This is a genomic window from Nostoc sp. NMS7 (assembly GCF_017115085.1).
Classification (GTDB): Bacteria; Cyanobacteriota; Cyanobacteriia; order Cyanobacteriales; family Nostocaceae; genus Nostoc.
Genome location: NZ_JABXKJ010000270.1, coordinates 1 through 21,708, shown reverse-complemented (window position 1 = coordinate 21,708; position 21,708 = coordinate 1). Strand labels below are relative to the sequence as shown.

At 42.4% G+C, this 21,708-nt stretch carries 19 protein-coding genes and 1 pseudogene; 8 read left to right on the top strand and 12 right to left on the bottom strand.

From position 1 onward, the window contains the following. Positions 1-26: 26 nt before the first annotated feature. The 4 genes from HWQ38_RS39785 to HWQ38_RS39770 form a co-directional block, all read right to left on the bottom strand. Positions 27-2,942, bottom strand: a complete 2,916-nt coding sequence (locus HWQ38_RS39785; protein WP_292805958.1) for a COR domain-containing protein — start codon at positions 2,940-2,942, stop codon at positions 27-29. A gap of 344 nt (positions 2,943-3,286) precedes the next feature. Further along, positions 3,287-3,496: a hypothetical protein gene (locus HWQ38_RS39780; protein ID WP_292805955.1), complete on the bottom strand. Its 210-nt coding sequence runs from the start codon at positions 3,494-3,496 to the stop codon at positions 3,287-3,289. Positions 3,497-3,749: 253 nt separating this feature from the next. Then, on the bottom strand, positions 3,750-4,487 hold the full coding sequence (gene rsmG, locus HWQ38_RS39775; protein WP_292805952.1) for a 16S rRNA (guanine(527)-N(7))-methyltransferase RsmG: 738 nt from the start codon (positions 4,485-4,487) through the stop codon (positions 3,750-3,752). A 126-nt stretch (positions 4,488-4,613) separates the two neighbouring features. Further along, positions 4,614-5,288, bottom strand: coding sequence for an ABC transporter ATP-binding protein (locus HWQ38_RS39770; RefSeq protein WP_292805949.1), 675 nt, complete (start codon positions 5,286-5,288; stop codon positions 4,614-4,616). A 365-nt stretch (positions 5,289-5,653) separates the two neighbouring features. On the opposite strand from HWQ38_RS39770, the gene HWQ38_RS39765 reads away from it, so the two are divergent. From HWQ38_RS39765 to HWQ38_RS39755, 3 genes are all read left to right on the top strand, one after another. Beyond that, on the top strand, positions 5,654-6,586 hold the full coding sequence (locus tag HWQ38_RS39765) for a Sll0314/Alr1548 family TPR repeat-containing protein (RefSeq protein ID WP_292805947.1): 933 nt from the start codon (positions 5,654-5,656) through the stop codon (positions 6,584-6,586). A gap of 125 nt (positions 6,587-6,711) precedes the next feature. Continuing rightward, complete coding sequence (locus tag HWQ38_RS39760) at positions 6,712-7,164, top strand: DUF3531 family protein (RefSeq protein WP_292805944.1); 453 nt, start codon at positions 6,712-6,714, stop codon at positions 7,162-7,164. Positions 7,165-7,172: 8 nt separating this feature from the next. Continuing rightward, positions 7,173-7,604 carry an NUDIX domain-containing protein gene (locus HWQ38_RS39755; RefSeq protein ID WP_292805941.1) on the top strand — a complete coding sequence of 144 codons (432 nt, stop codon included), beginning with the start codon at positions 7,173-7,175 and terminating at the stop codon, positions 7,602-7,604. Between the two features lie 185 nt (positions 7,605-7,789). On the opposite strand, the pseudogene HWQ38_RS39750 reads toward HWQ38_RS39755, so the two are convergent. After that, positions 7,790-8,008 (bottom strand): annotated as a pseudogene (locus HWQ38_RS39750) (hypothetical protein). Positions 8,009-8,116: 108 nt separating this feature from the next. On the opposite strand from HWQ38_RS39750, the gene HWQ38_RS39745 reads away from it, so the two are divergent. From HWQ38_RS39745 to HWQ38_RS39735, 3 genes are all read left to right on the top strand, one after another. Next, on the top strand, positions 8,117-8,647 hold the full coding sequence (locus HWQ38_RS39745; protein ID WP_334790209.1) for a helicase-related protein: 531 nt from the start codon (positions 8,117-8,119) through the stop codon (positions 8,645-8,647). Between the two features lie 23 nt (positions 8,648-8,670). Continuing rightward, positions 8,671-8,865, top strand: a complete 195-nt coding sequence (locus HWQ38_RS39740; RefSeq protein ID WP_292805935.1) for a DUF29 family protein — start codon at positions 8,671-8,673, stop codon at positions 8,863-8,865. A 270-nt stretch (positions 8,866-9,135) separates the two neighbouring features. Further along, positions 9,136-9,258, top strand: coding sequence for a hypothetical protein (locus HWQ38_RS39735; RefSeq protein WP_292805932.1), 123 nt, complete (start codon positions 9,136-9,138; stop codon positions 9,256-9,258). A 302-nt stretch (positions 9,259-9,560) separates the two neighbouring features. Here the strand turns inward: HWQ38_RS39735 and HWQ38_RS39730 are convergent, their stop codons facing one another. The 5 genes from HWQ38_RS39730 to mfd form a co-directional block, all read right to left on the bottom strand. Then, the gene (locus HWQ38_RS39730; RefSeq protein WP_292805929.1) at positions 9,561-11,150 is read right to left on the bottom strand and encodes a hypothetical protein; all 1,590 of its coding nucleotides are present in this window, start codon (positions 11,148-11,150) and stop codon (positions 9,561-9,563) included. A 218-nt stretch (positions 11,151-11,368) separates the two neighbouring features. Continuing rightward, positions 11,369-11,629 (bottom strand): hypothetical protein, encoded by a 261-nt coding sequence (locus HWQ38_RS39725; protein WP_292805926.1) that lies wholly within the window; start codon positions 11,627-11,629, stop codon positions 11,369-11,371. Between the two features lie 91 nt (positions 11,630-11,720). Then, positions 11,721-12,035 carry a DUF5615 family PIN-like protein gene (locus tag HWQ38_RS39720; protein WP_292805923.1) on the bottom strand — a complete coding sequence of 105 codons (315 nt, stop codon included), beginning with the start codon at positions 12,033-12,035 and terminating at the stop codon, positions 11,721-11,723. Between the two features lie 20 nt (positions 12,036-12,055). After that, positions 12,056-12,280 (bottom strand): DUF433 domain-containing protein, encoded by a 225-nt coding sequence (locus HWQ38_RS39715; protein ID WP_292805920.1) that lies wholly within the window; start codon positions 12,278-12,280, stop codon positions 12,056-12,058. Between the two features lie 35 nt (positions 12,281-12,315). Continuing rightward, on the bottom strand, positions 12,316-15,939 hold the full coding sequence (mfd, locus tag HWQ38_RS39710) for a transcription-repair coupling factor (RefSeq protein ID WP_292805918.1): 3,624 nt from the start codon (positions 15,937-15,939) through the stop codon (positions 12,316-12,318). A 239-nt stretch (positions 15,940-16,178) separates the two neighbouring features. On the opposite strand from mfd, the gene HWQ38_RS39705 reads away from it, so the two are divergent. After that, entirely contained in the window at positions 16,179-17,507 is a 1,329-nt protein-coding gene (locus tag HWQ38_RS39705; protein WP_292805915.1) for a hemolysin family protein, read from the top strand. 170 nt (positions 17,508-17,677) lie between these two features. After that, positions 17,678-18,487, top strand: coding sequence for a TdeIII family type II restriction endonuclease (locus HWQ38_RS39700; RefSeq protein WP_292805912.1), 810 nt, complete (start codon positions 17,678-17,680; stop codon positions 18,485-18,487). Position 18,488: 1 nt separating this feature from the next. On the opposite strand, the gene HWQ38_RS39695 is transcribed toward HWQ38_RS39700, so the two are convergent. Together HWQ38_RS39695 and HWQ38_RS39690 are read right to left on the bottom strand one after the other, a co-directional pair. Next, complete coding sequence (locus HWQ38_RS39695) at positions 18,489-19,856, bottom strand: DNA cytosine methyltransferase (RefSeq protein ID WP_292805909.1); 1,368 nt, start codon at positions 19,854-19,856, stop codon at positions 18,489-18,491. Positions 19,857-19,935: 79 nt separating this feature from the next. Further along, positions 19,936-21,117, bottom strand: coding sequence for an aldo/keto reductase (locus tag HWQ38_RS39690; RefSeq protein WP_292805906.1), 1,182 nt, complete (start codon positions 21,115-21,117; stop codon positions 19,936-19,938). Positions 21,118-21,708 lie beyond the last annotated feature (591 nt).

Sequence of the window (21,708 nt, the reverse complement as noted above, 5' to 3'; positions counted from 1 at the left end):
CTATCAACCTCAGCAATAGTCTAGTTTTACTCATCTAGACGGACTGCGATCGCATTAATCAAGTCCTCAAAGTCTGATTCGCTGTGAATATCAGAAGTCAACGTGTTCATATCTGTTAGCAGGTTGGTGAGTTCGGCGATCATTTTGCGAATCTCGGTGTACTGGTCAATTTTTTCACGAAATCCCTGTAAATTAGCTGCGGAAACCCCTTTCATCTCTTCGTCTAAATCTTTAATTTCTTCTTCCCAATGCTTAATATATTTAAGTCTTGCAACAGGCTTATAAATTTGGGCATCCGGTAACACAATCGGGAAAATACGATCATAAAATTCCCCGTTTTTAGCAATTTGCACTAGCTCAAACATACAATTCTCAGACTTTAAATACTTGTCACTAATAACCGCGATCGCACATTTACCGCGTCCAATCCGTTCCATGAAGGGTTTAATTAGTCCTTTGTAGCCCAAATCGCGTTTGTCCCGAATGATTGTGATCCCTTTAGCCTGCAAAGTCTGATCTAGTTGGTTGACAAATTGCTCACTTTCTCTACCCCAAGCATAGGAGATGAAGATTTCCTTCTCGAACTTCATTACAGATTGACTATTGATTTTGCTATCTCGTAACCGATGCGTCAATGATTCATCTCGCTTTTGCTCCAGTTCGCTTTGCAACTGTGCAACTTGGGGGTTGATTTCCCCATCTTCTCTAGCGGGTTGGAACATGACATCATCAATTAACCTGCGGATATCTACCATTTCATAGCTGTTCTCGCACTCAATCTTGTAGCGGCTAGCATCCAAGCGTTTTTTGAGTGAGTCCAGAGAATAGGAATGAGGTGTCGGCAGGTTTTTGCAAGTCTCACAGTTACACGGAACTAGGGTTTGATATTCCAAACGTTCGTAAGAGTTGTGGATTTTTTCCAGTTCATGGGTGACAACAGCCATCAATTCTTTTTTGCGCTTTCCGGTCACACGGATTTTAATTTCCCGTTGATTGTAGTTTTCAATGACTTCTGCACGAGTTTGGTCTTTGTTGAGAACAACACCTGTTTTCCAAACGAGTTTTTGCTGTTCAATCCAAGGGTGCGTCTCGACAATAAAGCGGGTGAGGATACCTTTGGGCATAAAGTCATAGGTGTAGCGCAGGATGAGATTATTGCGATCGCCCCAGGTATAATCAGCTTTTTCAATAGAGAGCAATTGAGGCGCAATATAAGTAGCAGGACGACCGGGAATTTCGTAGCAAAGCTTGAACTGCATCATTAATTGCAGTAGTTCATCTCGCATATCTGCATATTCGCCGCTTTTCCAAATATCTTTGAGGGCGTCTTTGGTAAAACAACCCAACTTTTTCTTAACATTGTCATTGTCCAAAACTTTGTAGACGGCAGTAGTTCCCCATTCGGGTTTGAGGATGACGTAGTGTTTCAGTGTAGAATCGTCTTGAAAATGCAGGCAAACGCCGAGGTCATGAAGATAGTTGCTCAAGCGCTGCATATCTTTACGGTCTGTTAATTTATTACCTCGGCAAATGGTAGAGTATTCTTCAAAGCTAATGTAATTTCGAGAATCGTTCTCTAATGCGGCTCTGACTCTTATCCAGAGTTTTGGTAAAGGTGTACCAACGTGGTCAAGTCTGCTGATGTATAGCTGAATCGCGTCTTTAATCTCTGTTAAACCGCGATTAGTATCTAAATTGGTTGCCAGTGTTTCCTTCAGGTTGCTAAATTCTCCTCGTAACTGGCGCTCATTAACTGGGCAATCACGGTCTTGTTTTTCGTTTTTGATGATGATAACTGGACTTTTGTCACTCAAGAGTTCGACAACCTTCAGCCACCAGTAAAAATCGGTGTTTTCTTTGCGAGTGTCGGCAACTAAAGCATAGAGCGATCGCTTGCTGAGGAAAAACTGATGGGTTTGGTGGTAGATTTCCTGACCGCCAAAATCCCAGATGTTGACGCGAAAATCTTTGCCATTTGGCTGTGTAAAGTGCCACTGGATCACTTCAATGCCTTGGGTTGATTTCTCTTCTGGCTGGAGTTTGTAGGTTTCATCTGCAATTTTCTTGGCTAAAGAGGTTTTACCGGCCCCTCCTTCGCCAATAATTAAGAATTTTGCTTCGTAGAAGGGTTCTGTTTCGGCTGGGTCTTGCACCCGAAAATAGAAATCGAGAATTTCATTCACATCACCCGGATCTTCATATAACTTCTTCGACCCCAAAATCTCAGGTGGAATAGGGACTGGATTTCTACAAATATCCAGCTTTTTCAGCTTTGATAGTTGCCTGATTTCTCTTGGCAGACTGCTCAGTTGATTACTGCGGAGAGCGAGGGATTGCAGGTTGGTGAGTTGGACAATTTCCGGTGGCAGACTGCTCAGTTGATTACTGCGGAGAGCAAGGGATTGCAGGTTGGTGAGTTGGCCAATTTCCGGTGGCAGACTGCTCAGTTGATTGTCGCTGAGGTCGAGGGATTGCAGGTTGGTGAGTTGGACAATTTCCGGTGGCAGACTGCTCAGTCGATTAATGCTGAGATCGAGGGATTGCAGGTTGGTGAGTTGGACAATTTCCGGTGGCAGACTGCTCAGTTGATTACTGAAGAGGTAGAGGGTTCGCAGGTTGGTGAGTTGGACAATTTCCGGTGGCAGACTGCTCAGTCGATTAATGCTGAGGTTGAGGGATTGTAGGTTGGTGAGTTGGACAATTTCCGGTGGCAGACTGCTCAGTTGATTGTCGGTGAGGTAGAGGGATTGCAGGTTGGTGAGTTGGACAATTTCCGGTGGCAGACTGCTCAGTCGATTAATGCTGAGGTCGAGGGATTGCAGGTTGGTGAGTTGGACAATTTCCCGTGGCAGCGTTGTTAAACCTTCCCCAGAAAGGTCTAATTCTGTCACCTTGTCTCTGGCAGCTTGTTCAATAATTTGCAGCAGTTCTTCGTTAGTCATTTCGGGTTTTATAGAGGCGATGCCTGACGAGGAGTTGCTGCTTGGACGCGCAGCAGAGAAATTGAGCTAATAATAATTTAGCCTGGATTGCAATTGAGGCAATGTGCGATCAAAGCTGCTACGTGTCTACTCGTGATCTCAAGTCTTGTGATTACCCACATTTTTGTAATAGTCAGAATGTCGCGCTGACAGGCAATCCCGCCCAGAACTGAAGTTCGGGGCTAATAGCTCAAGTCCACTCAAGTGGACTGAAATTTTCACTTTCACAGAGTTATAACTATCTACATCGCTTAAAATCTGATATTTAGTCCTCTTGAGAGGACTTTAGCTATTAGCCTGGGAATTTATTCCAAGGCGGGATGACAACGAAGCGCAAAATTTAGAAAAATGTTGGTAATGACAACCCGTTGCGCGTCTACGCTCGACCCCAAAGCTTTACCATTGAGGTTCTGAACTCGGAAGTTGCACTTTTTAACACCAATTGTCGAGTAAAAAGGGCGTAGGTGTAGCCCGTCGGAGCGATCGCTTGACTTCAAAGCCTCACCATTCCCCATCTCAACTCAGAAGTTGCACCTTTTAACACCAATTGTTGAGTAAAAAGGGCGTAGGTGTAGCTCGTCGGAGCGATCGCTCCACTTAAAACCCTCACGATTCCCCTTCTGAACTCAGAAGTGGCTAATATGATTCCGGGCAATTAAGCATAATACCCGGAACCCGACCCCGCAAAAGCCGCGCCTTAGCTCCCCTCCCCGCCGGCGGGGAGGGGTTGGGGGTGGGGTTCTTTTATTATATTCTCGCACTCCCTCCTCAAAGCGGGTTTTGAGAAGGTACACCTGTAGCACGGGGAAAATTAGCTGGTGTGTTTGCTACCTTACGCACATAAAGGCAATGACGGATGCTATCACTTATAGGTGTGGTAAATTTTTCAATTAATTCAATCACACCACCTAGCTGGTTAACAGTATTTTGCAAAACTGTGGTTTCTTCCTCTGTCCAATTCCCACGATAAATTATCGCTAAACCACTTCGTTTGAGTAATGGTAAGGCATATTCTGCACAAACAGAAGCTGTCCCAACAGCGCGGATCAAGGCAATATCATAAGCTTGTCGGTGCTGGGGTTGCTGACCGATTTCTTCAGCCCTACCAACAAGAGTTTTGGCATTAGTCAGGGCAAGTTCAGTTAATATATTGTCGATAAAAGTAATTTTTTTCCGGGTTGAATCCATCAGAGTAATTTTGCAATTAGGTGCAATAATTGTCACTGGAACACCCGGAAAACCTGCACCCGTGCCAATATCAATCACAGATGCAGCTTCTTGAAAAGACGGGATAAATTCCCCCTGTGGCGCAATTCCTCGCAGAGAATCCCAGAGATGTTTTTCCCAAAACTCGTGGGAGTCAGTGATCCGAGTTAAATTTAGTTGGCGATTACCTTCTAGGATTAACTCATAAAGTCTCTGGAATTGCGCTTGCTGTTGGGCTGTTGGTTCCCAATTGAGAGTTTGCTGCCAAATTTCTGCCATCTCAGGCAATAAGTTAGTCATTAGTCATTGGGCACTTGTACTGAGCGAAGTCGAAGTATTGGGCATTGGGCATTGGGCATTAGTTATTTTCTCCTTGTCCCCCTTGTCTCCCTCATCTCCCCCACTCCCCACTCCCCACTCCCTTTTTCATACAGCTGGTAGAGGTTCTTTAACTTTGGCCTCTAGTGTCCTTGGATCTACTGATTCTAGTTCACCGTGGTTGAGTGTCCAGCAACGGTCTGCGATCGCTAGCAGATCCCCAGCATCGTGTGTCACTATCAACAGTGTCCAATGTTGTTTCAGTTTCGCTAATAAATTTACCAGTTGCCGACGCATTGACCAATCTAACCCAGCTGTGGGTTCATCCAATAACAGTAAATTTGGCTGGCGAATCAATTGCACTGCCAAAGCTAAACGTCGTTGCTGACCACCACTCAAAGCATGGGGAGCAGCCGAAAGCGATAAATGCTCTAATCCCACCTCAGTTAGTGCCTGTGTGACTCGTTCTGACCCTAACTCAGGATGTCCTAAACGCAATTCTTCTAAAATCGAACCACCGCAAAAGTGTCGCTCTGGAAACTGAAATACTAACCCAGCCAATTGTTGTAGCTGTTCGGCTATAAGTTCTTGTTCCCGCCAGAAGAGTCCGCCACTAGTGGGTTCGGCTAGTCCTGACAAAATTTCTAATAAGGTACTTTTACCAGAACCACTCGGGCCAATAATCAGACCTAGCTGCTGCGGTGCTAATTCCATGTTGAGCGATTTGAGAATCGCTGTCGGGCAAGCTGTAGGATGATAAATTAGATTTCGGAGATAGAGCATTTGTTAAGATTACCAAAAAGTCAGCAAATTAGTGATTAGCTACACTGAGAGCATCTAGAAAATTCTGGAAAATTTTCTCGCGCATTATCTGGATTAACACTTTAATTTAGCAGCAAGAATCATCCAGTTTTTCTCCATTGTGGCATTTTCACCCTTAAACATTCTCTATAACAAGCCTGGGAACATGGAAAAATTACCAAAGTCAACCTTTATATAAGAAAATTTTCCTGGAAGCAGAGGCAAGTTAACACTTCGACTCCTTTCGACTGCGCTCAAGGCAAGTCGCTCAGTGTAAAAATTAAGCGTTTTTTGGATTCTAAGTAACACATACGACTATTTCAACCGCAATTATTCTGAGGGTTAAAATGACTAAAAAATTATCTTCGGCTCGATTAGTAGTGTCAGCTAGACTGACTACCCTTGCTCAGACTGCTTTTGCCACTGCGTTCGCACTTAATTTGTGTGTAAATCCCTCCCTGGCTGGCGATCCGTTTCGCAATCGTGAACCTCATCAAATTGGCGACCAAACAGAAGCAGCTTTTAAAGCGATTTTCCAACAGGGCAACTATCCAGCCGCAGAGCGTTATCTGGATCAAGCACTATCCAAAGAGCCAAATGAACCTCTAGCTTATGCTATCAAGGCATCTTTAGCATACGGAAATAAGGATTGGGCTAAACTGGACACCTACAGCCAAAAAACTCTAGAAACCGGACAAAAATTGATTTCTACCGATCCATTGCGTGGTAATTTATACACTGCTGTTGGTCATTTTTTAGAGGGTGCAGTAGTTATCAGCCGTGAGGGTACAGTCAAGGGTGTGCCGCAAGTCTTTAGTCAGTTGCGGCAAGTTTATGAATATTTAGACAAAGCCGAAGCAGTTTCCGCCAACGATCCAGAACTAAATTTAATCAAAGGTTATATGGATTTATTGTTGGCGGTTAATTTGCCTTTTGCTAGCCCAGATCAGGCAATTGGACGGTTAGAACAAAATGCGGCTCCTCGGTATTTAGTAGATCGGGGTATTGCTCTTGCTTACCGAGATTTAAAACGGTATTCACAGGCACTAGAGTATGTCAACCGGGCGATCAAAAGCACATCCGATAATCCAGAAATTTATTATCTCAAAGCCCAGATCCTGAAAGAATTGGGGCAAAAACAAAAAAGCCAGCAGATGTTCCAAGAAGCGATCGCTAATTTTGACAAAGCATTGACTAAAAAATCCCAACTCCCAGGCGATTTAGTCAAACAAATTGAGCATGAACGCAGCACTGCTGTTAGCCTGAACAATCCTAGATAATTGGGCATAGGGCAGGCGGTAAATAATAACTCCTAACTCCTAATTCCTAACTCCCCACTCCCCACTTCCTACTCCCCATTTTGATATGCTTATTTTCAGAACAGTAATTGAGATATTAGACCAAAATGGAGATTCAGTTCCGCGAAATTAATCCTTTTGATATGTGGATTTGGCTAAAATTCAGCACAAATCCTTCGGCGCGTGAAAAGCAGTTTGTAGAAGAAGTTTTCAATTCCTGGTTTTATCTGGGTAAATTGGGTGCATTTAATGCTGAGAATCTTCAGGTGCAGGATACTGGACTCGATATCAGCTACATGAATTATGATGCACAAGGGTATGACAAAAGCCTGTTAGCACTGATGCACAACATCGGTGAGTTTGAATATGAGGGTCAGTGGGGGCGTTGTTGGTTTGACTTAGGAACCAGTGATGCGATCGCTCTGGATATTTTAATCAACGCCCTCACCCAGCTAAGTGAGGAATATGTCACCATTGAAGAGTTATATATGGGTGGCGAAAATTCCGATTGGCCTGTCGAGAATAGCGAAAGTCGTCCTCAGTCTATTTACGATAATTAGTTACAACAATGAATAAAGCAGGCGAAATTCGGGTAATAGTCTTGGGGCTAATTCGGCATGGCGGACGCATATTTCTTTCTGAAGGCTACGATCCCGTAAAGCAAGAAAGATTTTATCGGGCTTTGGGGGGTGGTGTTGAATTTGGCGAAACCAGCCGCGTCGCCTTACAACGGGAGTTTCAAGAGGAAATTCAGGCAGACTTAATGAATATTCGCTATTTGGGTTGTATAGAGAACCTGTTTACATTTAATGGTAGGCAAGGTCATGAAATTATTCAGCTTTATCAATGTGACTTTGCTGATTCCAAATTTTATCAACTGGAAAGTTTAGTTTTTTCAGAATCACCAAATCATAAACATAGAGCCTTATGGATAGATATTTCTCGCTTGAAATCTGGGGAATTCCGATTAGTACCTGAAGTATTTTTTGATTATTTATAAATCATCTGGAAAAAGACATCGCTCCAATCAACTTCAATCTACGTTGATACTGCTTTAGATTTCGCCACCGTTCCCGCACGATAAGCACTCATCTTTTAATCAAAATCGGGAATGCGATCGCACTGTGTAGCTACAACCGAGAGAGCAACTTGTTATACGTGACTTTACAAGGCATCTGGATCTAACTATTGGGTTTTTCCTGCACGGTATTCAGCCATTGCCTCAGTTGCCAGGAAAGCGAGTACGTCACGGGAACGGGCGAAAGCTTCATCCCAACGGCGTTCATCTTCTAGTTCTTCCAAAATCATCCCCGCGATGCCTGTAGCGGGCTACGCCTACGCATCTTGTTCATTAGCAGGCAAGTTTTTTAGTTTAGCGATCGCTTGTTCAAGTAGCTCTGTCATAGCTGTGAATCGTTAGGAAACTCATACTATAAATTATCTCTGCTTACACTCTGTTGGGGTTGTTAGGTTGCGATCGCTTAGGGTAAGAGCAAAGCGCGATCGCTCTCGATAGCAGAAGCTCATAAACAGTCAAATGGACGAGCCAGGATGCTGGTAGTAGCCGCCAACATTTCTAATGCAAAGCGTTTCCTTGAGTGGCTTAAAAACATGAATGTTATGGCTGCTATCGCTACGAGTTATGATACCAAAGAAGCAAAGAAAGCAATTGAACGTTTCAAAACTCACGGTAAAAATTCTGTAGATATTTTAGTAACAGTGGCAATGGCATACGAGGGTTTAGATATACCTGCTGTAACCCATATTGCTTGTTTGACCCATATTAGAAGTACTCCTTGGATTGAGCAAATGGTAACGCGGGCTGCGCGTGTTGATCGTGGTTCAGGCGCTCTAATTTATGAACACCAACTGGGATACATTTACGCTCCAGATGATCAATTGTTTCAAGATTGTATTGCTAGCATTCAAGTGGAACAAGAACCTTTTTTAAGGGAACAACAAGAAAAGCTCAGGAATCAATCAGGTAACTCTGGTAATGAACAAGCAGTGTCAAACATCTACGAACTTGGCTCAAGGGCATAGAGGAACACGCTGGATATCGTCAGTTGATAGATGAAAACGGTCAACCATTCCCTTCTTATGCTGCATTCTGCAATGCTAAACTACTCGAAGACAATCCTAGCTTAAAACCCTACCTTGAAGAAGCACTTCGCAAAGCCTATCTTAAAGGTGTCGAATTAGCTGTTGGAGAAACAGATTTGCCCAAGCGGACTTTTCCGGTAGAGTGTCCTTACAGTTAATTTTACCAACTAGACTCAAAAGGCTGGGTCTGGAATTCCCGCCTGCTCAAAAACTTTGCGGCAGTCTGCCACTCTTTCAAAATACAAGCGATCGCTATAAATAATACTTACATAATTGCGATCGCACTCCTAGAAACCAGCGAATTGTTTGATCGAAGATAGTGTGGGCAAGTTGGGAAAGTTTTTATAAAGAGCCATTACCTATTTTGCTCAGATCAAATGATTAAATTTAGGACTTACGCACTTCATAAATTGGCTATTATGTGCGTAATGATTGGTAGACAACACAAGTCCGTTGGTTCAGAAGACGAGCCTCTTGGTTCAGAAGACGAGCCTCTTGGTTCAGAAGACGAGCCTCTTGGTTCAGAACACAAGTCTGTAGCGCTCGCCTAACTTCAGATGAATATAGCGATCGCCTATAGATAATACTCACATAATTGCGATCGCACCAACCGAAATCTTAGACCCCGGTTGTGCAAACACCTTTGTCGTCTTAATTGATCACCTCGATTTGAGACAGTTCTACAATAAAAGCAAAGATGTTGAGGTTGAACTAACCTAATGGGTGTACCTGAAACAAATCCAAAGATATCAATCCCTTCACCAAGCCTCTACGAAACTGATTTTTACGCTTGTACACAGGAACTAGCCCGCCGCATCTTGTTCATTGGCAGGCAAATTTTTTAGTTTGGCGCTTATTTTTTGCGCCAATGTCTTTCAACATGGGTTCCATCCTTACGACGATAACCTTGAACATAGACTTTTCCACTTGAGTTACTTGATGAATTACTGCCCCAGAAGTTAGTCGTAGTCCGTTGCTGGTTAGATGTACTGTTATCCCGATAATTATTAGTAGTTCGGTCTTGATTTACTTGTTTGGGTTTTTCCTCTTGCTGCGTAAGCGATGTATTAAGTAATTCAATCACTGCACCAAGTTGATTTACTTGTTTGAGTTTTTTCTCTTGCTGCCGCTGTTCTTGTCTTAGTTTCTCTGCCTGTAGTTGCTGCTCTGTGTTGAGACGTTCTTCTTTCTGTTTCTCTAATCTCAAACGTTGCTCTCGCAAGCGAAGTCTCTCTTTTGCACGTTGTTCTTTCTTGCGCTCTTCTTCTTGGCGTTTCCAGTCTCTCAATAATCGCTCCCAATCCTCCAAACCTAACTGAGGATTCTTGACTGGAGGCTGAGATGTTTCCCAACAAAAGCTATAAACCTCAGTTTCAAAGTTAGCACCAACGGAACTAAACATAGACTCGTTTAGCTTTTCACTATTTCCTTGAACTTGTTGAAGAATAAAATTTGGCAAAGATGAAACAAGCTCAGGTTCAGGCTGCTTTTTCCCAAAAAGTCCTTTAAAAAAACCGATTTTTGAAGGTTTAGGAATTGCGGTTTCGAGAACCCAAAGTTTGACTGTCTTATCCCAGCTACTACTTACAAGTACCTGATTATTAAAACAAAAAGCGACTGAGCTAACTCCTGCTGAGTGAGCACAGAAAGAGGAATCTAGAGTACCTGTCGTCAGATTCCAAATCTTGACGTAGCCGTCATCACCACCGCTTACGAGAAACTCACCATTAGAACTGAAACCTAGACTACGCACACTACTTGAATGCCCCTGAATAGTGCATTTAGATAATCCAGTTTGCATATCCCACAGAATGATGTCCCCATTATCATCACTGCTTGCAAGAATTTTTCCATCAGGGCTAAATACAACTACACGTACATCTTTTGAATGGGTTGAAAATGAGAAAATCTCATCGTGTATGTTGGTTCTCCAAATCTTAACTTTCTGATCGCAACCACCACTCGCAATCAATGAACCATCAGGACTCACAGAAACAGACTGCACGTAATTTGAATGTCCTCGAAGGGTTTGAATCTCCTTCCTTTCTTTCAAACTAAAAATTTTAACTGTATAGTCATCACTTCCACTTACAACAAAATCATAAATTGGAACCACAGCAACTGCCGTCACTGGTTGAGAATGAGTATTAAAAGTTAATAATTCCTGAGATGTTCTTAAATCCCAAACTCTAATGGTGGCATCATCGCCACCGCTAATCAAACCATTTCCTTTGCGAGTAAAGGTAATGGAGCGAACAGATTTTGTATGTTCAAACGGATAGGTCAAAAGTTGACCATTATTTAGATCCCATAATCTAATTGTATTGTCATCGCTGCCACAAGCAATAATTTGGCGGCTTGGATTTATGGATAGGGAGCGCACACCACCGAACCAACTAGAGTCACCATTGAATGTATGAGCTGGATACCATGATTGATTCATAAGCTCCTCCAAGCTTTCTGCGGTTTAGACAATTGAGTTCTTTGATCAGTATTCCCAAGATTCTCAAGCTATCTAACGTAGGTAAAATAAAATTTTGATCCAAATCGGGTATCTAATCTGCGGAAATAACGGTGTAGCTGCGATCACCTAACGTGGAAAAAAAGCGCTCATTGAATATCAATCGAAACGTCAGTATCTAGCAAATACATCTACTTTACCTATTCTCGCTCACGAGTTTGGGACTCATGGCGTAACTTGCGAGAGTATGCTTGACTATTTGTAATATCAGGTCGTGAGTTGATCACACCTTCGCTCTGCCAATAAGCAACCAGTTCGGCTCCTGTCTTGGGAGGATTTGCTAAAACCTGCCTCACAGAAAGAATCCGAAGAATGTATTCAGAAAGAGGCAGATTTAGCCGAGAAGCTTCAGTAAAAAGCTCATTTTCTAGCTCTGGCGGCAAATCAAGATTAATACTCACTCTGGTTATCCTGTGTAGGTTTGGTTCTAAATTGATAGAAACTTGAGGAAAAAGAGTAGGGAAATAAAACTACATTAACTCATTACAATTCCTACTTCCCGCTGATTTCGACTAACGCTTCACCTGTCCGCAAAAGCTCTAATGCTTCTAGCAAAGTAGCACTCAAAATTTCTTGCAACCGAGTATTGGATGTATTCCCGCACGTCAACCAGATAATTTGTGGTGGTGATCCAAGACGATCAACCAAGTCAACAAAGTCACTATCCTTGGTTAGAAAGATAACTCCTCTAGCTTTGGCTACTTCAAAAATCTCAAGGTCATCAGCATCCCTCAGCCCAACATCGCGTAAAGATAATGCTGTTATCCCAAAAGTGCTAGTAATCCAAGTTGCAATCATAGGTGACAAATGGGCGTCTACTCAGATGGTCATGCTACTAACACTGGATGATTAAGCTTACGCGAGGCGTATAGAAGTGCTGCTTTAAGATCATCGGCCTCAAGATCGGGCATTTCTTCCAAGATTTGTTCAGCACTAAGTCCAGATGCAAACAAGTCCAGTACATCTGACACCCGAATTCTCATGCCCCGAATGCATGGGCGACCGCCACATTGTTTGGGATTAACTGTAATTCTTCTAAGTAAGTCTGACATAGGTTTTCACTTGATGACTAATCTTTTTCTACTGATCAAACAACAGCCGCCTCTGGAATCGCACCCTGCATTCTCCCGAAAGCATCAATCAAACTCTGCAATTGTTGATCCGCCTTAAAAACTCCTAACCCGCGCACCGTCACTTTACCTGGAGAATAGACAAAGCGCGTCTTCAGATTTTCCGGTAAATTCGCCGCCAACAAATTCCAAGCTGGTTCCTCCATCGGTGTTTCTAAAACGACGTGCTGCTTTTGTTCTGGTTTAATCCGACTAAATCCGATTTTTTTCGCTAGCTGCTTGAGTTCCATGACTCGCAAAAGTTGATTTGCAGGCACTGGTAAACTACCATAGCGATCGCTCCACTCGGCTGCAATCTGCTTTAATTCTGATTTAGATTTAGCTGTGGCCACCGCCCGATAAGCACTCATCTTTTGATCTAAATCGGTAATATAATCTGCTGGGATAAATGCCGTCAGGTTGAGGTCAATCTGGGTATCCTCCACTTGCGGAATTTCTTGTCCTCGGATTTCCCGAATTGCTTCTTCTAGCATTTCCATATATAAATCAAAACCGATGGCATCCATTTGACCGGATTGTTCTGCACCTAGCAAGTTACCCACACCTCTGATTTCCATATCGCGCATCGCTAGCTGATACCCAGAACCTAGCTGAGTAAATTCCTGAATCGCTCGTAAACGTTGCCGTGCCGCATCAGATAATGCCCGTTGCTTCGGATAAAATAACCAAGCATGAGCTTGGATACCTGCACGTCCCACACGACCGCGTAATTGATATAGCTGTGCCAATCCAAAGCGATGAGCATCTTCAATCAAAATGGTGTTGACTCGCGGAATATCTAAACCAGATTCAATAATTGTCGTACAAACGAGGATGTCTGCGTCGCCATTACTGAAGGTGAGCATAGTTGATTCTAACTCGCTTTCATCCATTTGACCGTGAGCGATCGCAAACCTCGCTCCCGGAATCACTTCTCGTAAATTCGCTGTTGTCTCTTCAATTCCGTCCACCCGTGGAACTACATAAAACACCTGTCCGCCTCTGTCTAATTCTTGACGAATTGCAGTGCGGATACTTTCGGAATTAATCGGTGAAAGATGGGTTTTAATTGGGCGTCTGGTTGGGGGTGGCGTGGTAATCAAACTCATTTCTCGAATTCCCGACAAGGACATATACAAAGTCCGGGGAATGGGAGTGGCGGAGAGGGTAAGCACATCTACCTGAGTTTTCAGGCTTTTAATTTTCTCTTTTTGGTTTACCCCAAATCGTTGTTCTTCATCCACCACCAACAGTCCTAAATCCCGGAATGTTACGCCTTTACCTAAAAGTTGATGTGTACCAATCACTACATCTAATTCACCCGTTGCCAATCGCTTTTGAATATCGCGGCGTTCTTCAGCCGAACGAAAACGGTTGAGTAAACCGACATTTAGCGGGTAAGGAGCAAAACGTTCTTTGAGTGTATGGTAATGCTGCTGTGTTAAAATAGTCGTCGGCGCAAGGAGTGCCACTTGTTTACCGGCGGTGACTGCTTTGAAAATAGCACGAATCGCCACTTCCGTTTTTCCGAAACCGACATCGCCACAAACTAAGCGATCCATTGGGCGATCGCTTTCCATGTCTCGTTTCACATCTTGGACAGCTTTGAGTTGATCCGTTGTGGGTTGGTAGGGGAAAGAATCTTCCAATTCTTCCTGCCAAGGCATATCATTTGGAAAGCTAAAACCTTGTTGTTGCGATCGCGCTGCATACAGTTTCAACAAGTCCACCGCCAATTTTTTGATTGCTTTGCGGACTTTATTCTTGGTATTTTCCCAAGCTTTACCGGTCATTCTGTTAAGTTCCGGTGCTTTATCACCTGCGGCGCGAAACCGCGATAAAGCCCCGACTTGATCGGCTGCAACTCTGAGTAACCCGTCAGCATACTGCACCGCTAAATAATCACGGGTTTCGTGATTAATCGTCAAACTTTCCAGCTTGACAAATTTGCCAACACCATGATTTCTGTGAACTACATAATCGCCTGGACGCAGTTTATTGGGGTCAACTTGTTTAGAAGTAGCTTTGTGACGCTTGCGGATATAGCCGGGAGTCGCCAAGGAATGCTGCCCAAAAAATTCCCGATCTGTAACGATTACCAAACGGTAGGTAGGCAGGATAAAACCTTCTAGTTCCGCAAGACCCGAATATTTTAGAGCTATGGGAGTATGGTTGATTTGCAGCTTATCGATCGCTTGGTAGTCGCGGGGATTCGGGATAAACTGAGCCGGACAATCATGTTCTTGCAAAAGCGAGACGGAACGCGAAGGTTGAGCAGAAAGCAGCCAGATCGAGAAATTGCGATCGCGTTGTTGGCGGATAGTCTCAGCTAGTTTAGCAAACTGGTGTGGCATGACTGGAACAGGTCGGCTGGCCAGATTGATCCCAGCATTTTCCTCTGACAGTTCTGATAAGTATAATGTTTTAAATTTGGCAACGTCAGCCAGACACTCATCAAAAGACCGGTGAATCTTCGGCAATGTTAAGGGATTAGATTCTTCCCCATGCCCAATGCCCCATTGTTCTTCGGCATTTTCTACCCAGCGATCGCTATGAGCATGACACTGTTCTGGCTCGTCAATAGCAATTAGGGTGTTTTCTGCTAAGTAGTTTAGCAGAGATGCTGGTTGCTCGAACGCTAACCCCAAAAAGCGACGACTACCCTCCAAGAGTGATGAGTTCTGAGTTTTGAGTTCTAAGTCAGAATTTAACTCATAACCCTTCTCTACGAGACCCTTCTCTACGAGACGCTGCGCGTAGCCTGCTTCCACGAAGTGGTACGGCAAGCTCAGGGCATCGCTCCTAACTCCTAACTCAGAACTATTCTTCAGTGCCGCCATCACTACGGGAGCAAAGCTAGTGGGGGTAAGAACTAACTGGTTAACTTTGTCGAGGGCGGAACGTTGGGTTGCGGGATCAAATTCCCGCATTTGCTCGATTTCATCGCCAAACCATTCCAACCGGACTGGGAACTCAGATGAAACCGGGAACACATCAACAATATCGCCCCGCCGGCTCCACTGTCCTTCTGTTTCCACCAAAGGTACCCGTTCGTACCCCAAAATAGTTATTTTCTCACTGAAGGCATTCAAGTCTAATTCCATGCCCCGCTTCAGGGTAAGACAGAATTGCCCAAAAGCTGCTGGTGGAGGCAAATGGGGTTGCAGCGCCCCTTGAGTAGCCACAATTGCCATCGTGGATAATTGAGAATTGGGATTTCGGATCTGGTTTTCTTCCCCATGCCCCATGCCCCATTCCCCATGCCCCATGCTCAAATCCGCCAATACCTGCATTTGCCCCCAACTCATCTCAGTTTCCGGGTCAAAAGGTTCGTAGGGAGAAGCCTCGGATGTGGGGTAAAAATGTACTGTTTGCCATCCCATTGCCTCCAGTTGTGCGTAAACGCGTCCAGCTTCCTCCAGAGTGGCGCAAACCACGAACAAATCCTTGCCCATAGCCTGCGCTAATGCCGAAGCCACCAGAGCCTTGGGCAGCCGGGGAATGCCATTTAACCGCAATTCTTGTTGTCGGTTTAGCTTAGAAATAAATTCAGTGGTTAGCGGCGATCGCCCTAAGGCACGCACAATAGAAGAAAATGACATAAGTACTACTAGGGATGGGAGCTTTGTAGGTGAGGAAATCTAGGGGCAGTTTATGTCAACCATTTTAAAAGTGTTAACAGCTTTCTTGCTCCTTTGGTTAAAGAATAATGCACAGCAATTAATAAACTTAAGAACTATAACTATTACTTTGTGTACACTTAAAGCATTTATCGAAACACCTTTAATACTAGATACTAGGAATTGAGCTACGTTCGCTCTGATAAGCCGCAATTTTAAACATGTCCTCCATCACTTTTGAAATTTTAATCATTTTGGTGCTAATTATTGCCAATGGTGTATTTTCTATGTCTGAGATGGCGATCGTCTCAGCACGGAAAGTTAGGCTACAGCAGCTTGCCAATCAAGGAGATGCCAAGGCAAAGGTAGCATTGAAACTAGCTGAGTCTCCAAATCATTTTCTGTCAACCGTTCAAGTGGGTATTTCGCTGATCGGTATCCTGACTGGTGCTTTTGGAGGAGCAACAATTGCCAACCGACTGGCAATCGATGTAAAACGTGTCCCCTTGTTAGCACCTTATAGTGAACCGCTATCTTTCGGAATAGTGGTTTTGCTGATTACCTATTTTTCACTGATAGTTGGCGAATTGGTACCGAAGCGTCTGGCATTAAACAACCCAGAAAAGATTGCATCAATTGTAGCTATTCCAATGCAAGCTTTGGCGGCGATCGCTTCTCCAGTAGTCTTTCTCTTAAGCGCTTCTACAGATTTGATTCTGCGATTACTAGGAATTACAGCTTCTACCGAGCCGCAAGTCACTGAAGAAGAAATTAAAATCTTAATTGAGCAAGGCACTGAGGCGGGAACCTTTGAGGAAGCCGAACAGGATATGGTAGAGCGAGTCTTTCGTTTGGGCGATCGCCCTGTCAGCTACTTAATGACACCCCGCCCGGATATTGTCTGGCTAGACTTAGACGACTCTGCCGAAGAAAATCGCCAAAAAATGGTTGATAGTGCCTATTCTCGGTACCCAATTTGTCAGGGAGGACTTGACAATGTGCTGGGTGTTATCCCTGTCACCGACTTATTAGCTAGGAGTTTCCGAGGAGAACCGCTAGACTTGACGATCGGATTGCGACAGCCCGTATTTGTGCCAGAAAGCACCCGTGGCTTAAAAGTTTTGGAATTGTTCAAGCAAACCATCACTCACATGGCGCTAGTAGTCGATGAATACGGCGTGATTCAAGGATTAGTCACTCTCAACGACATCATGAGCGAAATCGTGGGTGACGTTCCTTCCACAGATGGGCAAGATCAACCACAAGCTGTGCAACGCGAAGATGGTTCCTGGCTTTTGGATGGGATGTTGCCTGTAGAGGAGTTTTTGGAACTTTTCGGTATGGAAGAGTGGCAACCCGATGAACGCGGTAGTTATCAAACTTTAGGCGGTTTTGTGATCACCAATTTAGGACGTATTCCCGCCGCAGCAGATTATTTTGAATGGCAAAGTATGCGAATTGAGGTTATGGATATGGATGGTAATCGCGTTGATAAAGTGCTAGTCATACCCAAGGCAAGTAAATCAGCAGATACGAAAAAATCTGACTAGTATTGGGAATGGGGCATTGGGCATTGGTAATTGATAATTATTGTTAATATTTTCCATGAACTTTGCCCAATGTTAGATGGTGTGCTAGCTTAAACCCGTAATCTACCCTACCAGCTTGTCGGTTGCGCATCTTATCTTGTCCGCCCTAATCAAGACCAAACAATTGAATTATGGATGACTATCTTAAAGAAAAAATAAAGGAAAATATTAAGATTTCAATTAGAAAATTTTTTAAGAATAAAGCAGTCAAAAATTACCAAATATTAGATGAAATTTTTCCTAAGGAAAGACGAATACGTTCTCTAATAGGTGGATTAGAAACAAGTCTAGGAACAACTTTTTGGGAACCTATAGCTAAAATATTAGCTCAGAGCAATGGATTTCAAATCATCACAAAGCAGATATTAATTCCAACTGAGTTTCCTGAAGCTTTACAGAATGAATTGGATAAATTGGTTAAGGAACGTGAAAATAAGCCTAAAAACACGAAAATTTCAACGAAAGAATGTATAGAGAGGCTGACAAACGCTGCCGCAAAAATCAGTCCCCAAGACATTGCCGCCTACACCTATAAATCTCCTCCATCCGGAACTGGAGTTGATATTCATTTATCTAAAGATGGAATTGAATATCTTTTTGATATAAAAACTGCACAGTCAAATCTAGGCGATTTTCAATCTAGATTTAACAAACAAATGCTACAGTGGTACGCCTATAGACTTGCTAAAGATACAAATGCTAAGTTACAAGCTCGTATTGTTATTCCTTTTAATCCTTTTAAAAAATCTTGGTATGAACACCAAAAAAGTAAATTATCTAGCTGCCCTCTAGATATTGCCCAAGATATATGGGTTGAAAATGAATTTTGGGATTTTTGTTCTGGAACTGAAAATACATTTGAGCAATTAAAAGCACTTTTTGTTGAGTTAGGACAAGAAAACTTTGCTGCCGAATTTAGTGATATTTTTTACCAAAATTAGTTTAAATATCAAGAATACTTATCAATTCTTTAGCTACATACTCAACAACAGGTACAGGAACAGCATTCCCAAACTGTTTTCTGGCAATATCATCTTTTTCGTGATATTCAAAATTTCTAGGAAAACCTTGTAATTTACAAGCGTGTTTTGCCAGAATTGGTATAAATCTTTTCTGTTTATAAATTTTTTCTAAGAAAATATTTTTATATTTCTGTGGATCGCTAGCATGAATTGATACTGTAGCTATATAGTCTTTAGCACCAGTAGCAGTTAAAGTTGGCACAATATCAGCAGTAGGTAAAATAATTCTATAAATATCATTAATACCTGTCATATTCTTAGAATTAACAAATTCATACTTATGATCAGCAGTTAATCGGAATATTCCTTTTTCGACTAATTCATTTAATTCATTTATCTCTAGATCAGATATTATCTGTTTAAAATTATCAAAAGATAAGGGATTACCATCTTTATCTCCATATTTTTTACTTCTTCTATTTTTTAGAAGACTTAAGCAGATCATTTTTTCTCTATCACTGGTTTCTATAATATCCCAAGAATGAATTGTTGTGTGTCCATTTCTTAAATCAGAAAAAATGAAGAAATCATTTAATTCATCATCTTTTTGAAATCGAGTTCTTGATGGTGGAATCATACCTTTAAATAAGGTATGTCGATCTAGCTTGACTTTTTCAATAAGTTTTGCAGATTTAATATCATCTAATATATCGAAAACTTTTGGATGAATGTTCAAAGGAATAGGAAATTTATACTCTTGGCATTTTTCTAGATCATTTCTAATTCCAACAATAAAAACTCTCTCTCTATTTTGAGGTAAACCAAAATCATAAGCATTGAGGACTTTCCATTTAACACAATATCCTATGCTTTCCAATTCATGTACAATCAGTTCCAAGTTATCTATATTTTTCGGGCTTGCCAATCCACTGACATTTTCAAATATAAAGCCTTTAGGTTTATTTTTATTGACTAGTCTAATTACATCAAACCATAACTTTCCTCTTGGATCTTCAAATCCCTTTAAACGACCTGCGACTGACCAAGGTTGACACGGAACACCACCAACTACTATATCAACATGATTAGGAAGTTCACTAATTTTTGTTATATCTCCTAATTCAATTTCATCTTTGTTTAAGTAGCTGATAAAATTTTGTTGATAAACTTTTATAGCTTGTTTGTCTATTTCAGAATAGCCTAAGCATTGACCACCTAGTTTTTGTAAAGCAATTCTAAATCCACCAATACCAGCAAATAGATCGATGAAAGCGAATTTATTTTGATAAGTTACTAACTGTAGAGGTAATTCTATTTGTTTTGAATGTTGCGAAAATAGAGATTTCATTTTTGTTAGCCAACTTGATTAACTAACTATTGATATGTAGTCACTTAGTATATCATCAAATATACTAAGTTTCTAATCCTCAACTCTGAGACAATCGCTTCACTTCTGCACCCGCCAACATCTGATGGGCTTGTTCCAGAAGTTGGGGGATTTTATCAGCGTAGGGATTGCCGGCGAGACATTGCCGCAAGTTTAATTCATTTAACCGATCAGCTTTGTTACCGGGGAACCAGTGGTCAGCATTACCAAGCAGGTTGTAGCGCATTTTGCCATAGTCTACCAGATCGTAGGCGATCGCTAGATTCCGCAGCCACAAAATCACCCGAATATTTACCTCACCAGGGGTTTGGTCAAAGGTTGGTAGATTTGTCTGCCAAGATTTTACCCAATCTTCTCCCAAAGTAGCGATCGCTTCTGATTCCAACCTTGCTAAAATTGGTGGCAAAATTGACGATGCCTGATCTACTAATTCTAAAGTCTTCAAATGTTCATCAAAATCTTCTGGTTTTGCTGCTCCCAAACTCAGGGTATGCACCTCTTGATGACTCAAACAAAACAAATCATTAAACACCATTGGACTCAAAGGAGCGCAAAGATTTACTAATTTTTGTGGAGGTTCATACAATAAACCCCCTTTATTAGATGGGCTAATGATAAACACCCCCATATCGTGGCGTTTAGCTGCTTCAATTGCCGCCCAATTCCATTGATTAATGTAGTACCAGTGCAGGTTCACGTAATCAAATTGATTGGTATTAATTGTCTGCACAATCATATCTGTTGAGCCGTGTGTAGAAAAGCCAATAAATCTAACTTTTCCCTCAGCTTGCAACTGCTGGGCTACTTCCAAACAGCCCCCAGGACGGATACTGTAATCTAATGACTCATCATGATTGATACCGTGCAACCCTAAAAGATCAACATAATCTAGTTGGAGATTTTTCAATGATTGTTCAAATTTTTCCCGGAATTCTTTCGCATCTGCCTCTGGGTTTATTTTGGTCTGAACAATCAACTTTTCGCGGGCAAACTTGGGCAATATTCTCCCTAATTGCATTTCGGAAGTGCCATAACCACGAGCAGTTTCAATATGATTAATTCCAACCTCAACAGCCCTTCTAATAGTGGCTTCCAGATTCGCCTGGTTATCAGCAGGAATTTCATGATTGGGAACATCCTGCCATTTGAACTGATATCTCATGCCACCACAGGAAAATACTGGCATCTGTAATTCTGTGCGTCCAAATCGTCTATATAGCATCAGTGGATTGGGGATTACTTACCAATTTAAAATCTAAAAACGACAGTTATTCGAGCTTTCTAGTACCACATTAATTACCTCTGTTCAATCTGTAACACTAGCAAGATTCATCGCATTATTAAATCGGTCAGGTCTTTTGATTATTCAACTATCAGATGATCTAGATCATAGCCCCTCCTCGCTAGCGGGGAGGGGTTGGGGGTGGGGTTCTTGTACCTGACTCAAGAGAGAATCGCTACATCAGTATTCCTGTTCCACAGAGTAATTATCTCATCCTAGTTACCACAAGCAAGCATTTTTCCCTTATTCTCCCAATTGGTTTTTAGATAGGACTTACGCAAAATGACACGCTGTAAGGGCAATTCATGTGGCTTTAGCTGACCGCAGGCTATTGCCCCTAAGAAGAAAATCACGGTTTCGGCTATTGATTTGCGTAAGTCCTGTTAGGCTAAAAAATGGCAAAACTACCCAGTAGTGCTGAGTTGATAAGCTTCGGCTGACGCTCGTACCGTTAATTTTTTGGAGACTGCGCCTGCGTTAAGCAATTTCTCAATGTTTCGGCTAACACCTGTACGTTGGGTTCCTTAAGTA

Excerpts from the sequence above, each read along its gene's own strand:
- HWQ38_RS39785 (WP_292805958.1), bottom strand. The coding sequence starts at position 2,942 with ATGACTAACGAAGAACTGCTGCAAATTATTGAACAAGCTGCCAGAGAC.
- HWQ38_RS39780 (WP_292805955.1), bottom strand. The coding sequence starts at position 3,496 with ATGGGGAATGGTGAGGCTTTGAAGTCAAGCGATCGCTCCGACGGGCTA.
- rsmG (WP_292805952.1), bottom strand. The coding sequence starts at position 4,487 with ATGACTAACTTATTGCCTGAGATGGCAGAAATTTGGCAGCAAACTCTC.
- HWQ38_RS39770 (WP_292805949.1), bottom strand. The coding sequence starts at position 5,288 with ATGCTCTATCTCCGAAATCTAATTTATCATCCTACAGCTTGCCCGACA.
- HWQ38_RS39765 (WP_292805947.1), top strand. The coding sequence starts at position 5,654 with ATGACTAAAAAATTATCTTCGGCTCGATTAGTAGTGTCAGCTAGACTG.
- HWQ38_RS39760 (WP_292805944.1), top strand. The coding sequence starts at position 6,712 with ATGGAGATTCAGTTCCGCGAAATTAATCCTTTTGATATGTGGATTTGG.
- HWQ38_RS39755 (WP_292805941.1), top strand. The coding sequence starts at position 7,173 with ATGAATAAAGCAGGCGAAATTCGGGTAATAGTCTTGGGGCTAATTCGG.
- HWQ38_RS39735 (WP_292805932.1), top strand. The coding sequence starts at position 9,136 with ATGATTGGTAGACAACACAAGTCCGTTGGTTCAGAAGACGAGCCTCTT.
- HWQ38_RS39730 (WP_292805929.1), bottom strand. The coding sequence starts at position 11,150 with ATGAATCAATCATGGTATCCAGCTCATACATTCAATGGTGACTCTAGT.
- HWQ38_RS39715 (WP_292805920.1), bottom strand. The coding sequence starts at position 12,280 with ATGTCAGACTTACTTAGAAGAATTACAGTTAATCCCAAACAATGTGGC.
- mfd (WP_292805918.1), bottom strand. The coding sequence starts at position 15,939 with ATGTCATTTTCTTCTATTGTGCGTGCCTTAGGGCGATCGCCGCTAACC.
- HWQ38_RS39705 (WP_292805915.1), top strand. The coding sequence starts at position 16,179 with ATGTCCTCCATCACTTTTGAAATTTTAATCATTTTGGTGCTAATTATT.
- HWQ38_RS39700 (WP_292805912.1), top strand. The coding sequence starts at position 17,678 with ATGGATGACTATCTTAAAGAAAAAATAAAGGAAAATATTAAGATTTCA.
- HWQ38_RS39695 (WP_292805909.1), bottom strand. The coding sequence starts at position 19,856 with ATGAAATCTCTATTTTCGCAACATTCAAAACAAATAGAATTACCTCTA.
- HWQ38_RS39690 (WP_292805906.1), bottom strand. The coding sequence starts at position 21,117 with ATGCTATATAGACGATTTGGACGCACAGAATTACAGATGCCAGTATTT.